This window comes from Actinoplanes missouriensis 431, from assembly GCF_000284295.1.
GTDB lineage: Bacteria > Actinomycetota > Actinomycetes > Mycobacteriales > Micromonosporaceae > Actinoplanes > Actinoplanes missouriensis.
In genome coordinates, this window is record NC_017093.1 from 1,153,702 (window position 1) to 1,167,511 (window position 13,810).

Genomic DNA, 13,810 nt, shown 5'->3' on the forward strand with positions numbered 1-13,810 from the left:
CTCGTCTGGTCGTGAGCGCGCCGGCGTCCGGCCATGGCAAGACAGCCATCGCTGTCGGGCTGCTCGCCGCCATCGCGGCGCGTGGCATCCCGGCCGCGGGCTTCAAGGTCGGCCCGGATCACACCGACGCGGCGTACCTCGGTCTGGCCGCCGGCCGCCCCGGCCGCAACCTCGACCCCCGCCTGGTCGGCGCCCAGCGTGTCGGTCCGCTCTTCGCGCACGGCGCGGCCGGGACCCAGCTGGCCGTCGTCGAGGGCGCGATGGGCCTCTTCGACAGCCTCACCGGCCAGCCCGAGGTCGACGGCACGGCGGCGGTCGCGGCAGCGCTGCGCGCCCCGGTCGTCCTGGTGGTCGACGTGGCCGCGATGGGTCACTCGCTCGCCGCGCTGGTGCACGGATTCCGGATGTTCGACGAGATGGTCCACCTGGGCGGCGTCATCCTGAACCGGGTGGCCTCCGCCCGGCACGAGCAGATGCTGCGCAGCGCCATGGACGACATCGGCATGCCGGTGCTCGGCGCCCTGCACCGCGGCGAGCTGCCCAACGTCCTGCCGGCCCGCGCCCACGGCCTGGTGCCGGTCGCGCACCGCACGGTCGAGGCCGGCCGGGCGGTCCGCCGCCTCGGCGAGGCCGTCGCGACGATGCTCGACATGGACCGGCTGATGGCCCTCGCCGGGTCCGCGCCGGCCCTGCCCGGCCCGATCTGGACGCCCTCCGAGGCGGTCGGCGCGCTCGACGGCTCCGACCAGCGGCCGATCATCGCCCTGGCCGGGGGCCAGGGCGCCCCCTATACGTATGTGGAGACCGCCGAGCTGCTCGCCGCCGCCGGCGCCGACGTGGCGGTGGTGGACCCGCTGCGCGACGAGTCACTCCCGCCGGGCACGCGCGGGCTGATCGTCGGTGCGGGCCTCCCCGAGGGGTACGCGGAGGAGCTCTCCGCCAATCATCGGCTCAGCGCCGCCGTCGCGCAGTTCGCCCGGGACGGCTGGCCGGTCGTGGCCGAGGGCATCGCCTTCCCGTGGCTCACCCGCGAACTCGACGGCCGGCCGATGTGCGGCGTCCTGGACGCGACCGCGGCCACCGGGGAGCAGACCGTCGCGGGCTACCGCGAGGCCACCGCGCCGGGCACGTCGGTGCTGGCGCCGGCCGGTGCGCGGATCACCGGGTACAAGCAGCACCGGGCGATCGTGGCGCCGCGCGCCGGATCCGTGCCGGCCTGGACCTGGTCCGGCGGGAACCCGGAAGGCTTCGTCTGGCGTCAGGTGCACGCCTCGCAGCTGGGGTTGCACTGGGCCGCGGCGCCGGAGATCGCTCGGCGGGTGGTGGCGGCGGCGCTGGCCGGGCCGGGGCAGCCGGGTGGGCCGGCGGGGTCGGCGCCGCCGATGCCTTCTGCGCCGCAGGCCATGTCGTCGAGCTCGTCGCAGCCCCTGCCGGCGGGGTCGTCGCCGTCGGGGCCGCCCCAGTCCATGCCGTCCGGTCCGCCTCAGCCCATGCCGTCCGGTCCGCCCCAGCCCATGCCGTCGGGGCCGCCCCAGCCCATGCCGTCGGGGCCGCCCCAGCCCATGCCTTCCGGGCCCTCTGGGCCACCTCAGCCCATGCCTTCGAATCCGGCGCAGCCCATGCCGCAGGGGCCGTCCCATTCGATGCCGCCGGGTGGGGGACAGCCGATGCAGCCGGTGGGCTCGCAGGGCATGCCGCCGATGGGGCCGCCGCCGGGCAACGGGCCGACCGGGCCGGTGCCACCCATGCCGCCTGTTCCGATGCCGCCGGTGCCCGTGCCACCCGGTCCGATGCCGTCCGGTCCGATGCCAGCTGGTCCGATGCCGCCGGGGCCGATGATGCCGGGTCCTCTGCCGACCGGCGCGGGGCCGGCGATGCAGCACAGTCCGGGTCCGGTCATGCATCCCGGCTCCGGTCCGGGGATGGCCGTTCCGCAGACGTCGGGTCCGGGGATGGGTGTCCCGCAGACCTCCGGTCCGGGAATGCCCGGCTCGCACATGCATGGCCCGCACATGGCCGGTCAGCAGATGGCCGGTCAGCAGATGGCCGGTCAGCAGATGACGGGTCAGCAGATGGTCGGGCCGGGAATGGCGCCGCCGCCGAATCAGGGGCCCCACCAAGGGCCGCACCCGACGCCCAACCAGGGGCCGGGAGCGCCCTCGAACCCCGAGAACCGGCTTACCGCCGACATTCCGATCCACTCCTGAACGAGCGTCCGGGCCGGCCCGCCGGACTGCCCCGGAAGCCGGAAACCGCCCAGCGTGCGAAAGCTGATCGCCGTGCCCGGAAGTTGTCGTACCGCCCTCGTACCGTGAGGCATACGGCAAACCCGAGGAGGGCATCGTGGCCGATCGTGTGCCGCTGGATTTCGATCCACAGGTTCGTCAGATCAGGGCTCTGCTGCTCGGCATCGACGAGAACGACCTGACCGGGCCCACGCCGTGCCCCGGCTGGCCGGTCGCGGCTCTTCTGGATCATCTGATGGGGTTGTCCTACGCGTTCGCCCAGGGCGCCCGTAAGCGTGACGGCGGGCCGGCGTCGGAGCCGTCCGCCGATCACCTGTCGCGGCATTGGCGCAGCCGGCTCCCGGTGCTGCTGGAGGAGCTGTCGGTCGCGTGGCGCGACCCGGCGGCCTGGGCCGGCACGGCCACCGTCGGCGGCGTGACCCTGCCCGCCACCGACATGGGCATCTTCGGGATGAACGAGCTGGTCATCCACGGGTGGGATCTGGCTCGGGCGACCGGGCAGGACTACGCGGCGGATCCGCGGGCGCTGGAGGTGCTGATCGACTTTCTCTCGCAGGGGCCGGCCGACGGCACACCGGGTCTGTTCGGCCCGTTCGTGCCGGTCGACTCCGAGGACGACGCGCTGCTCCAGGCGGTCGGCCTGACCGGCCGCGACCCGGCCTGGCGCCCTCCCCGCCGAAAAGCCCCGGTCGCCCAGCGCCGCTGACCCCGGCCCGGTCGGGGTCCCGCGCCGGCTGCGAGGTCCGGCCCATCGGTGGGACGCCGCCTGGCAGCCGGACCTTGCGGGCGGCAGCGCGGGCCTCAACCCCGGCGCGAGCGCCGGGTCACCAGACGAGCTTGTCGGACGGGGGTGTGAACTTCAGCTTCGGTTCGCCCTTCAGGGCGTCCCTCAGCGTCTGGGCGACGGTGAACTTGGACATGGTTCCGCGGCCGCTGCCGACCAGGTGTTCCGGGTTGTCCGGGTCGGCCACGAAGGCGGAGGCGGCCAGCTGCGGGGTGTAACCGCTGAACCACGCGGTCTTGTTGCCGTCGGTCGTGCCGCTCTTGCCGGCGACCGGGCGGCCCAGCACGGCGTGCACCATCTCCGACGTACCCCAGCTTCCGCAGCTGCCGCGCGCGGCGCCGTAACCGGTGACGCAGCGGGCCGCGTCGGTGGCGGCGCGGGCGACGTTCGTGCTCAGCTCGCGGTGGCAGCGGGGCGCGCCGGTCAGCTTGCCGGCGTGGACGGCGTGCGAGCCGTCCGGGTTGCGGATCGACAGGACCGGCAGCGGCTCGCAGTACATGCCTTCCGCGGCGAGCGTGGCGAAGACGTTCGCGATCTCGACCGGGGTGGCGTCGCTGACCCCCAGCGTGAACGCTCCCCAGCCGGCGGCGTGCTCCGGGGTGGCGAGCTTCCTGTCGACCGGGGTGCGCCAGCGCAGGCCGAGCCGCTCGGCCATCTTGATCGCCTTGTCCGCGCCGACCTGTTCCTCGAGCTGCACGAAGTACGTGTTCACCGACTTGCCGAAGCCGGTCCACATGGTCTGCCGTCCGGTCATCGACTTGTTGGAGTTCTTCGGGCACCAGTGGGTTCCGCAGGTCGCCGGGCCGGGCGCGGTGATGTACTGCGAGTAGTACCGCTCCGGCGAGTAGAACGACGTGCTGAGCGGCATCTTGGCCTCCAGCGCCGCCAGCATCGTGAAGATCTTGAAGGTGGAGCCGGCCTGGTACCCGGCCATGTTGCCGCCGCCGAGCAGCGGGTTCACGGTGTTCGGATAGTTGCCCTTGGTGTCACGGTCCTGCCGCCAGTCGCTGTGCCGCCCGTTGTCCTCCTGGTCCAGGGAGTACCGCCGGTTGACGGCCATGCTCAGCACCCGGCCCGTGCCGGGCTGGATCACGACCTGCCCGTGCGCGAAGGGGCTGGTGCGCCGTTCCTTGTCCAGGACGTGTTCCATGGCGTACCCCTGGATCTTGGGGTCGATCGAGGTGACGATGCGGTAACCGCCGCGGCGCAGGTTCTCCTCGCGCTCCTGCGGGTTGCGGCCGAACGCCGGCTGCTCACGCCACCAGCTCTTGAAGTAGTCGCAGAAGAAGCCCCAGTCGTTGTGGGTGCGCGACACCGAGACGCAGTCGTTCGGCGGCACGGTCAGCTTCAGCTTGATCTTCGCCTTCTTGGCGGCGACGGCCTGTGCCCGGGTGACCGCGCCCATTTTGAGCATCTGGTCGATGACGTAGTTGCGGCGCTGCCGGGCGGCGCGCTGGTCCTTCGTCGCCGGGTCGTAGGCGGACGGCGCCTTGACCAGCCCGGCGAGCAGCGCCGCCTCGGTGAGGGTGAGGTTTTTCGGCGACTTGGAGAAGAACACCTGGGAGGCCGCGAAGATCCCGTACGCCCGGTGGCCGAAGTACGCGGCGTTGAGGTAGCGCTCGAGGATCTGGCCCTTGCTGAGCCGCTGTTCGACCTCGATGGCGAGCCGCATCTCGCGCAGTTTCCGGGTGGCGGTCTGCTCGGTGGCCTCGAGGGCCTCCTTCGGCGTTCTCGCGCTGTCCCGCAGGGCCATCCGGACGTACTGCATGGTCAGCGTCGACGCGCCCTGGGAGACGCCGCCGGCCTGCTGGTTGGCGACGAAAGCGCGGGCCACGCCCTTGGCGTCGACGCCGTTGTGCTCGTAGAAGCGGGCGTCCTCGGAGGCGACGATCGCCTTCGTGATGTACGGCGACATCTGTTTGAGCGCGACCTGCTTGCGATGCTCCTCGTAGAAGAGGGTGAGCAGGGTCTTGCCGTCGTTGGCGTACACATAGGTGGTCTGTGCTGTCGGCACCTCGGTGAGCTCTTCCGGCATGGCCTCCAGCGCGTCGGTGCCGGCCTTGATCCCCATTCCGCCGAGGGCGGCGAGGGGATAGGACAGACCGGCGAGGACCAGGCCGGCGATGAGCCCGGCTCGGATCAGGAGGGCGACTCTTCCGACTACGGTGAGGGGTCGACTCGTCACACCTCGACACTAAGACAAAAGGGTTCATGTTCCCCCTAAAGGCCCGGACTGAGACGCCCGAACGGCCGAAGTGAGCCCCGCTCAGGCGTCCGGCATGCTGAGGAGCATGACGTTCGACCTCGATCATCACGGTGACGCCGAGGTGGGGGCGGGCCTGGTCGATCTCGCGGTCAACGTGCGGCACCAGGCCATGCCCTCCTGGCTGGCCGATCCGATCGCGGCATCGCTGGGCCGGCTCTCCGCGTACCCGGATGCCCGCGCCGCCACCGCCGCGGTCGCGGCCCGGCACCGCCGCGACCCGGCCGAGGTGCTGCTGACCGCCGGTGCGGCCCAGGGATTCGTGCTGCTCGCGCAGGCGCTGCGCGGCGCCCGCCGCCCGGTCGTGGTGCACCCGCAGTTCACCGAGCCGGAGGCCGCGCTGATCAACGCCGGGCACCGGGTGGACCGGGTGCTGCTGCGCGCGGAGGACGGATTCCGGCTGGACCCGACGCTGGTGCCGGAGGAGTCCGACCTGGTCTTCGTCGGCAACCCCACCAATCCGACCTCGGTGCTGCACCCCGCCGCCGACGTGGCGAAACTGGCCCGCCCGGGCCGGGTGCTGGTGGTCGACGAGGCGTTCGCTGACACCACCTACCTGCCCGGCCGGGACGGCGAGCCGGAGTCGCTGGCGGGGGAGACCGCACTCCCCGGACTCGTGGTGCTGCGCAGCCTCACCAAGACCTGGGGCCTGGCCGGCCTGCGGATCGGGTACCTGCTCGGATCGGCCGATCTGGTGCGCAGGCTCAAGCCGGCCCTGCCGCTCTGGGCGGTCTCCACGCCGGCGCTCGCCGCCGCCACGGCCTGCGCGTCACCGGTCGCCGTCGCCGCCGAGCGGGAGATCGCGGCGGAGATGGCGAGGGAGCGCGCCCACCTGGTGGACAGGCTGCGGCACGTGCCGAGCGTCACCATCGCCGGCGAGCCGGCCAGCGCGTTCGTGACCATCCATCTGCCGCATGCCGATCAGGTCCGGCTGGAGCTGCGGGAACGCGGGTACGCCGTGCGCCGCGGCGACACCTTCCCGGGGCTGGGCGGGGACTGGTTACGGATTGCGGTGCGCGACACTGCCACCACTGACGGATTCGTGCAGACTCTGACCGACGTGATCGAGGAGCGACCGTGACCCAGGAGCGATCGTGACGCTGGAGACCACCCTGGCGGCTATCCGGCCCGCCGACGAGCAGGCCATCGCCGCCGCGCGCGAGCTGCAGACCCGGCTCACCAAGCCGGCTGGGTCGCTGGGCACGCTGGAGGGGCTCGCGGTACGGCTGGCCGGCCTCGCCGGAGTCTGCCCGCCGCCGATGCCGTCGCCGGCCACTGTCGCGGTCTTCGCCGGCGACCACGGCGTGCACGCGCAGGGCGTGAGCCCGTGGCCGCAGGAGGTCACCGCGCAGATGGTGGCGAACTTCGTGGCCGGCGGCGCGGTGGTCAACGCGTTCGCCCGGCAGGCCGGCGCGGACGTCATGGTGATCGACGCCGGGGTGGCGATCCCGCTGCACGGCGGACCGAACCTGCTCGACGCGAACGTACGGCGCGGCACCCGGGACATGACCGTCGAGCCGGCGCTGACCCGCGAGGAGGCCCTCGCCGCCGTCGAGCTCGGCATCGCGGTCGCCGGCCAGCTCGTCGCCTCGGGCGCGAAATGCCTGCTCACCGGCGACATGGGGATCGCCAACACGACACCGGCTGCGGCTCTCATCGCGGTCTTCACCGGCGCCGGCCCGGCCGCGGTGACCGGCCGGGGGACCGGCATCGACGACGCGATGCTGGCGCACAAGACCGAGGTGATCGCCGCGGCGCTGGCCCGGCACACGCCGGATCCGGCGGATCCGCTCGGCGTGCTGGCCACGGTCGGCGGTCTGGAGCACGCCGCGCTGACCGGTTTCATCCTGGGCGCTGCCGCACACCGGGTGCCGGTGATCATCGATGGCGTGATCGCGGCCTCGGCGGCCCTCGCGGCGGCCGCGTTCGCCCCGGACTCGGTGGCCGCGATGGTCGCCGGGCACCGTTCTGCCGAGCCGGGCGCGACGGTCGCGCTCGCCCGTCTCGGTCTGGAACCGCTGCTCGACCTCGGCATGCGCCTGGGCGAGGGGAGCGGAGCGGCGCTGGCCCTGCCGGTCGTGTCGGCCGCGGTCCGCGTGCTGCACGAGGTAGCGACGTTCGACAGTGCGGGAGTGTCCGAGAAATGAGCCTTTATCCGCTGGCCCTGCGGCTGACCGGCCGCCGCGTCCTGGTGGTCGGCGGTGGCAGTGTCGCCACCCGCCGCGTCCCGGCCCTGATCGCCGCGGGCGCGCAGATCGAGATCGTGGCCCCCGAGCTCACCCCGGCCCTGCGTTCGCACGTCGACGCCGGGCGGGCGGTCTGGACGCCGCGGCGCTTCGCACCCGGCGACGTCGAGGGTGCGTGGCTGGTCCATGTGGCGATCGACGACCCGCACGCTGCCGCCGAGGTGAGCGCGGCGGCGGAGGCTTCCCGCATCTTCTGCGTACGGGCGGACGACCGTGACGCCGCGACCGCGTGGACACCGGCCGTCACCCGCCACGGCCAAGTGACCGTGGCGGTGACCGACGGTGGCGACCGCCGCCGTGCGATGGCGGTGCGTGACCTGGTCGCGCACGCTCTCGAGGCGGCGCCACCGGCCGCGGCCGAGTACAAGGGCGTGGCCCTGGTCGGCGGCGGCCCGGGCGACCCCGAGCTGATCACGGTGAAGGGCCGCCGGCTGCTCGCCGCGGCGGACGTGGTGGTCGCTGACCGGCTGGTGCCCGGCGTGCTCCTCGGCGAGCTGCGTCCCGAGGTCGAACTGATCGACGCCGCCAAGATCCCGTACGGGCCGTCGGCCGCCCAGGAGGAGATCAACCGGATCCTGGTGGACCGCGCCCAGCAGGGCAAGTTCGTGGTCCGGCTCAAGGGCGGCGACAACTTCGTCTTCGGCCGGGGCGGCGAGGAGGCTCTGGCCTGCGCCGAGGCCGGTGTGCCGGTGGTCGTGGTGCCCGGTGTGACGAGCTCGATCGCGGCGCCCGCGCTGGCCGGCATCCCGGTCACGCACCGCGGGGTGGCGCACGAGTTCACCGTGGTCTCCGGTCACATCCCGCCGGATCACGCGGATTCGCTCGTCGACTGGCCGGCGCTGGCCCGGCTGCGCGGCACCCTCGTGGTGCTGATGGGCCTGAAGAACCTGCCGAAGATCGCCGAGCGGCTGATCGCCGAGGGCCGGTCGCCGGAGACGCCCGTCGCGGTGGTGCAGGAGGGGTCGACCGCGCACCAGCGCTCGCTGCGCAGCACGCTCGGCGCGGTGACCGCCGACGTGGCCGGGGCGGGCATCCGTCCGCCGGCCGTCGTGGTGATCGGTGAGGTCGTAGAGGTGGCCGACGAGTTCACTCCGGCGACCAGTTGACGGTAGCGATTCGCCGCCGCTGAGATGCGGCTCGATTTACCGACGCCCGCGGGGTTTGCGGGTGGCGGGAAATCGACCCGCATCTCAGCGTTTACCAGGCGAATCGCAGCGGAGCGAAGCGGAGCCAGCAAGCTGAGCGCCGGGCCGAAGACGGCCCGGCGCCGAAAAGCAGAGTTTCTAGGCCTCTTCGACGTCCTTGCTCTCGCCCACGCCGAGCTCGTCCAGGAACGTCTTCGCCCAGCGTGCGACGTCGTGTGTGCGCAGATGGCGCTGCATGACACGCATCCGGCGCTTGAGCTCGGCCGGCTCGGCGCCGACCGCACGCAGCAACGCGTCCTTCACGCCGTCCGGGTCGTGCGGGTTGCAGAGGAACGCCTGGCGCAGCTCGGTCGCCGCACCGGCGAACTCGCTGAGCACCAGCGCGCCGCCGGTGTCGCCCCGGCAGGCGATGTACTCCTTGGCGACCAGGTTCATGCCGTCGCGCAGCGGGGTCACCATCATGACGTCGGCCGCCGCGTACATCGCGGCGAGTTCCTGCTTGCTGACCGACTGATGCAGGTAGTGCACGGCGGGCGTGCCGACCTTGCCGAACTCGCCGTTGATCCGGCCGACCTCGCGCTCGACCTTCACCCGCAGCGTCTGGTAGTGCTCGACCCGCTCCCGGCTGGGCGTCGCCACCTGGATCATCACCGCGTCGCCGACGTTGAGCTTGCCGTCGGCGAGCAGCTCGCGGAACGCCTTGAGGCGCAGCTCGATGCCCTTGGTGTAGTCCAGGCGGTCGACCCCGAGGATCACCGTCTCCGGGTCGCCCAGCTCGGCGCGGATCTGCTTGGCCCGGGCCTGCACCTCTTCAGTGGCGGCGAGGCGTTCCATGTCCTTGGTGTCGATGCTGATCGGGAACGCGCCGGCCTTGACGCTGCGCCCGTCCACCTTGATCGACTGGCCCTCGTAGCGCAGGCCGAGAAGGTGCCGGGCGAGCCGCACGAAGTTCTGCGCGGCGAGCCGCTGCTGGAAACCGACCAGGTCGGCGCCGAGCAGGCCACGCAGGATCTCGGCGCGGAACGGCATCTGCATGAACAGCTCGATCGGCGGGAACGGGATGTGCAGGAAGAACCCGATCCGCAGGTCCGGCCGCATCTCCCGGAGCAGGGCGGGCACCAGCTGCAGCTGGTAGTCCTGCACCCAGACGGTCGCGCCCTCGGCGGCGACCTCGGCGGCCGCCTCGGCGAACCGCTGGTTGACGATCCGGTACGTCTCACGCCAGCGACGCTTGTACACCGGGGTTTCGACCGCGTCGTGGTACAGCGGCCAGATCGTGGCGTTGGACTGACCCTCGTAGTAACGCTCCAGCTCTTCGGCACTGAGCGGGACCGGATGGATGTGGATGCCTTCGAGGTCGAACGGCTCGGGCGCCGGGCCTGAGCCACCCGCCCAGCCGATCCAGGTGCCCTGGTGCTCGGTCAGCACCGGGTGCAGCGCCGTGACCAGCCCGCCGGGGCTTGGGCGCCACTGTTTCTCACCGTCCGGCGTGGTGATCTCGTCCACTGGCAAACGGTTGGCGACGACGACGAAGGAACTTCGTTCGGCCACGCTGAGTACACCTCCGAGTGGTTTCTGTTCCCAAGGCGAGCCTACTGTGCGTAAGCTGCCGCGGTTCACCGCCTGGCGATGGACCGGTTGGAACCGGGGTGCCATCCTGAGCCGGTGGCTCCCCTCGATGATCATTCCCAGCAGCGGCGTCCGTTGTTCTTCCCTGTGGTGATCGCCACGGTGCTGCTGACGATTATCGGGATGATCGGTGGATACCTCCTCGGAGAGGAACGAAACCGGAAGAGCGCCACACCTTCTTCCTCGTCCGCGCCGGCGCTGGATCTCGTCGATGGTCCGCCGTGCCCGGAACAGACCCAGAAGGCGGGTGCGATCCAGGGCGCCAGCGGCGAGCTGATCCAGGTGCTGCGGGTGCGAACTGCCCGCAAGACGGTGGTCTGGATCTGCCAGGACCGGGCCGGGGCGCTCTACTACCACGCCAACAAGGGCGGCACCGATGCCGAATGGGTCGAGAACAAGACCGCGCTCTTCCTGGCCGGGGTGTGGCGGGACAGCAACGGCGCCTACGTGGCGACGGCCGTCGACGGCGCGGTCTTCGCGGTCGACCGGGAGCGGTTGCGGATCACCCATGCGGACGGCCGGGAGGAGACTCAGAAGGTGGTCGGGGAGTAAACCTGCCGGGGTTGTCGTTCGTAGTCACGGGAGTACCTGGAAAGATTGCCCCTTGATCCCTGGCTAGCTCCCCGATAATTCGCGATCTTGGAGGTAGGGCACACCGTGGCCCAATACATCTACGTCCTGGAAAAGGCGCGCAAGGCGCACGGCGACAAGGTCGTGCTCGACAACGTGACGCTGAGCTTCCTGCCGGGCGCCAAGATCGGTGTGGTCGGCCCGAACGGCGCCGGTAAGTCCAGCCTGCTGAAGATCATGGCTGGCCTCGACAAGACGAGCAACGGCGAGGCCCGGCTCATGCCCGGCTACACCGTCGGCATGCTCGCGCAGGAACCGCCGCTGAACGACGAGAAGACCGTCCTCGGCAACATCGAGGAAGCCGTCGCGGAGACCAAGGCCAAGCTCGACCGGTTCAACTCGATCGCCGAGCAGATGGCCACCGACTACTCCGACGAGCTGATGGAGGAGATGGGCAAGCTCCAGGAGGAGCTCGACCACCTCGACGCGTGGGACGTCGACTCGAAGCTCGAGCTGGCGATGGACGCTCTGCGCTGCCCGCCGCCGGACGCCGACGTCACGCAGCTCTCCGGTGGCGAGCGCCGCCGGGTCGCGCTCTGCAAGCTGCTGCTCGAGGCGCCCGACCTGCTGCTGCTCGACGAGCCCACCAACCACCTCGACGCGGAGAGCGTGAGCTGGCTGGAGCAGCACCTGGCAAAGTACGCCGGCACCGTCCTGGCGATCACCCACGACCGGTACTTCCTGGACAACGTGGCCGGCTGGATCCTCGAGCTGGACCGCGGCCGGGCGATCGGCTACGAGGGCAACTACTCCACGTACCTGGAGAAGAAGGCGGCGCGTCTCTCCGTCGAGGGCCGCAAGGACGCCAAGATGAAGAAGCGCCTCTCCGAGGAGCTCGAGTGGGTCCGGTCGAACGCCAAGGCGCGCCAGACCAAGAGCAAGTCCCGTCTCGACCGCTACGAGGAGATGGCCGCCGAGGCGGAGAAGACCCGGAAACTGGACTTCGAGGAGATCCAGATCCCGCCGGGCCCGCGTCTGGGCAACACGGTCATCGAGGCCAGCGGCCTGACCAAGGGCTTCGAGGGCCGCACGCTCATCGACCACCTGTCGTTCTCGCTGCCGCGTAACGGCATCGTCGGCATCATCGGCCCGAACGGCGTCGGCAAGACCACGCTGTTCAAGACCATCGTCGGGCTGGAGCAGCCGGACGAGGGCACGGTCCGGATCGGTGAGACGGTCAAGCTGTCGTACGTCGACCAGAGCCGCGCCGGCCTGGACCCCGCGAAGACCGTGTGGGAGGTCGTCTCCGACGGGCTCGACCACATGATGGTCGGCAAGGTCGAGATGCCGTCCCGGGCGTACGTCGCGGCGTTCGGCTTCAAGGGCCCGGACCAGCAGAAGCCGACGAAGGTGCTCTCCGGCGGCGAGCGCAACCGGCTCAACCTCGCGATGACGCTGAAGATCGGCGGCAACGTGATCCTGCTCGACGAGCCGACCAACGACCTGGACGTCGAGACGCTCTCCAGCCTGGAGAACGCGCTGCTGGAGTTCCCCGGCTGCGCCGTGGTCATCTCCCACGACCGGATGTTCCTGGACCGGGTCGCCACGCACATGCTGGCCTGGGAGGGCACGGACGAGGACCCGGACAAGTGGTTCTGGTTCGAGGGCAACTTCGAGGCGTACGAGAAGAACAAGATCGACCGACTCGGCGCCGAGGCGGCCCGTCCGCACCGGGTGACGTACCGCAAGCTAACCCGTGACTGATCGATTTGTGTATGACGTGCCCGTGCGCTGGTCCGACATGGACGCGTACGGGCACGTCAACAACGCGCGCTTCCTCACCCTCTACGAGGAGGCGCGCGTGGCGATGTTCTTCGTCGGCGCCCGCGCGCACGGGCTCGGCTCCTTCGAGGAGGGCATCGTGATCGCCCGGCACGAGATCGACTACCTGCGTCCGGTGGACTTCGGCGATCCGGTACGGGTGGAGATGTGGATCTCCGCTCTCAAGACGGCCTCGTTCACGGTGGACTACGAGCTCTACGACGACGGCGTCCTGGCCTCCAAGGCGCGGTCGGTCTGCGTGCCGTACAACCTGGCCGAGGGGCATCCTCGGCGGCTCTCCGCCGAGGAGAAGGACTTCCTGACGCCCTATTGGATCCGGTCATGAGTGGGCACGGCCTGCTCGGGGTTCCCGACGCAGGCGCGTTCCTGGCCCGGCTCACCCGCCTGGACCCGGCCGCTCCGGTGCGTCTGCGCTCGTCCGGCGGGCGGACCGCCCTCTGGGCCCGGCTTCCCTGGGACGTGCTGGTCACTCGCGAGGTGGCCGGTCCCGGACCGGGCGACGCCACGGTCTCCGCCGCCGAGCTGCTCGCGGTGCTGGCGGCCGGCGGCGATCGCCTGCCGGAGCGGCGTGACGTGCTGTGGCGCTGGCCGCTTCCGCCGGCCGCGTCGCGATCGGTGGAGTCGGTGGCCGGTTCCGAACTGGAGCGGCTGGCCAGCGCGGCGGCCGGGACCCTGCGGGAGATCGCCGCCGGCGGCATGTCCGGGCGGTCGGTCGGTCAGCGGGCGGTCCGGGACGCGTTGCTCGACCACATCGCTCTGGTCGTCACGCCGGACGACGGCGCGCCGGTCCAGGTCTCTCAGCGGCTCGTGCAGGCGGTCGCCCGGATGGGTTTCCTCGGTCCGCTGGGCGGCGACCGTCCTGAGGCGAGGGTCCGTCTGGCCGGTAGCTGGGTGGGAATTTCTGCACCATATGGAGTAGCGTGGCGACAGAGCGTGCATAAATTGACCGTTACTCCGATGTCAAGTCACCCGAAAGGGTGACACCACATCGTTCTTATGGATCCGCCCTCCGGTTGGGGGGATGACCTTCAGGAACTGTACGGGTACCGTCGGCCCTCGGATCCCCTGCAACGTCCGGCAGCGGG

11 protein-coding genes are annotated in these 13,810 nt (G+C 71.3%); 9 read left to right on the forward strand and 2 right to left on the reverse strand.

Going from position 1 to position 13,810, the window contains the following annotated elements; genetic code table 11:
* Positions 1 to 11: 11 nt before the first annotated feature.
* Positions 12 to 2,207: a cobyrinate a,c-diamide synthase gene (locus AMIS_RS43915; protein WP_014441200.1), complete on the forward strand. Its 2,196-nt coding sequence runs from the start codon at positions 12 to 14 to the stop codon at positions 2,205 to 2,207.
* A 136-nt stretch (positions 2,208 to 2,343) separates the two neighbouring features.
* Positions 2,344 to 2,952 carry a TIGR03086 family metal-binding protein gene (locus tag AMIS_RS05460; protein WP_014441201.1) on the forward strand — a complete coding sequence of 203 codons (609 nt, stop codon included), beginning with the start codon at positions 2,344 to 2,346 and terminating at the stop codon, positions 2,950 to 2,952.
* Positions 2,953 to 3,070: 118 nt separating this feature from the next.
* On the opposite strand, the gene AMIS_RS05465 is transcribed toward AMIS_RS05460, so the two are convergent.
* Positions 3,071 to 5,215 carry a transglycosylase domain-containing protein gene (locus tag AMIS_RS05465; RefSeq protein ID WP_014441202.1) on the reverse strand — a complete coding sequence of 715 codons (2,145 nt, stop codon included), beginning with the start codon at positions 5,213 to 5,215 and terminating at the stop codon, positions 3,071 to 3,073.
* 106 nt (positions 5,216 to 5,321) lie between these two features.
* On the opposite strand from AMIS_RS05465, the gene cobC reads away from it, so the two are divergent.
* The 3 genes from cobC to cobA are packed head-to-tail and all read left to right on the forward strand — an operon-like array spanning position 5,322 to position 8,645.
* Entirely contained in the window at positions 5,322 to 6,374 is a 1,053-nt protein-coding gene (cobC, locus tag AMIS_RS05470; protein ID WP_157434742.1) for an Rv2231c family pyridoxal phosphate-dependent protein CobC, read from the forward strand.
* 13 nt (positions 6,375 to 6,387) lie between these two features.
* A complete protein-coding gene (cobT, locus tag AMIS_RS05475) occupies positions 6,388 to 7,440 on the forward strand; it encodes a nicotinate-nucleotide--dimethylbenzimidazole phosphoribosyltransferase (RefSeq protein WP_014441204.1) in 1,053 nt (350 codons plus the stop codon).
* Entirely contained in the window at positions 7,437 to 8,645 is a 1,209-nt protein-coding gene (gene cobA / locus AMIS_RS05480) for a uroporphyrinogen-III C-methyltransferase (protein WP_014441205.1), read from the forward strand. Before cobT ends, cobA begins: the two co-directional genes overlap by 4 nt.
* 177 nt (positions 8,646 to 8,822) lie before the next feature.
* Here the strand turns inward: cobA and AMIS_RS05485 are convergent, their stop codons facing one another.
* Positions 8,823 to 10,235 (reverse strand): alpha,alpha-trehalose-phosphate synthase (UDP-forming), encoded by a 1,413-nt coding sequence (locus AMIS_RS05485; RefSeq protein ID WP_014441206.1) that lies wholly within the window; start codon positions 10,233 to 10,235, stop codon positions 8,823 to 8,825.
* Positions 10,236 to 10,349: 114 nt separating this feature from the next.
* Here AMIS_RS05485 and AMIS_RS05490 point away from each other — a divergent pair, with 114 nt between their 5' ends.
* From AMIS_RS05490 to AMIS_RS05505, 4 genes are all read left to right on the forward strand, one after another.
* Complete coding sequence (locus AMIS_RS05490) at positions 10,350 to 10,865, forward strand: hypothetical protein (protein WP_231859241.1); 516 nt, start codon at positions 10,350 to 10,352, stop codon at positions 10,863 to 10,865.
* Between the two features lie 105 nt (positions 10,866 to 10,970).
* On the forward strand, positions 10,971 to 12,647 hold the full coding sequence (ettA, locus tag AMIS_RS05495) for an energy-dependent translational throttle protein EttA (protein ID WP_014441208.1): 1,677 nt from the start codon (positions 10,971 to 10,973) through the stop codon (positions 12,645 to 12,647).
* Positions 12,640 to 13,050 carry an acyl-CoA thioesterase gene (locus tag AMIS_RS05500; protein ID WP_041829569.1) on the forward strand — a complete coding sequence of 137 codons (411 nt, stop codon included), beginning with the start codon at positions 12,640 to 12,642 and terminating at the stop codon, positions 13,048 to 13,050. The genes ettA and AMIS_RS05500 overlap by 8 nt, the downstream gene beginning before the upstream one ends.
* On the forward strand, positions 13,047 to 13,706 hold the full coding sequence (locus tag AMIS_RS05505; RefSeq protein WP_014441210.1) for a hypothetical protein: 660 nt from the start codon (positions 13,047 to 13,049) through the stop codon (positions 13,704 to 13,706). Before AMIS_RS05500 ends, AMIS_RS05505 begins: the two co-directional genes overlap by 4 nt.
* The last annotated feature ends 104 nt before the right edge of the window (positions 13,707 to 13,810 follow it).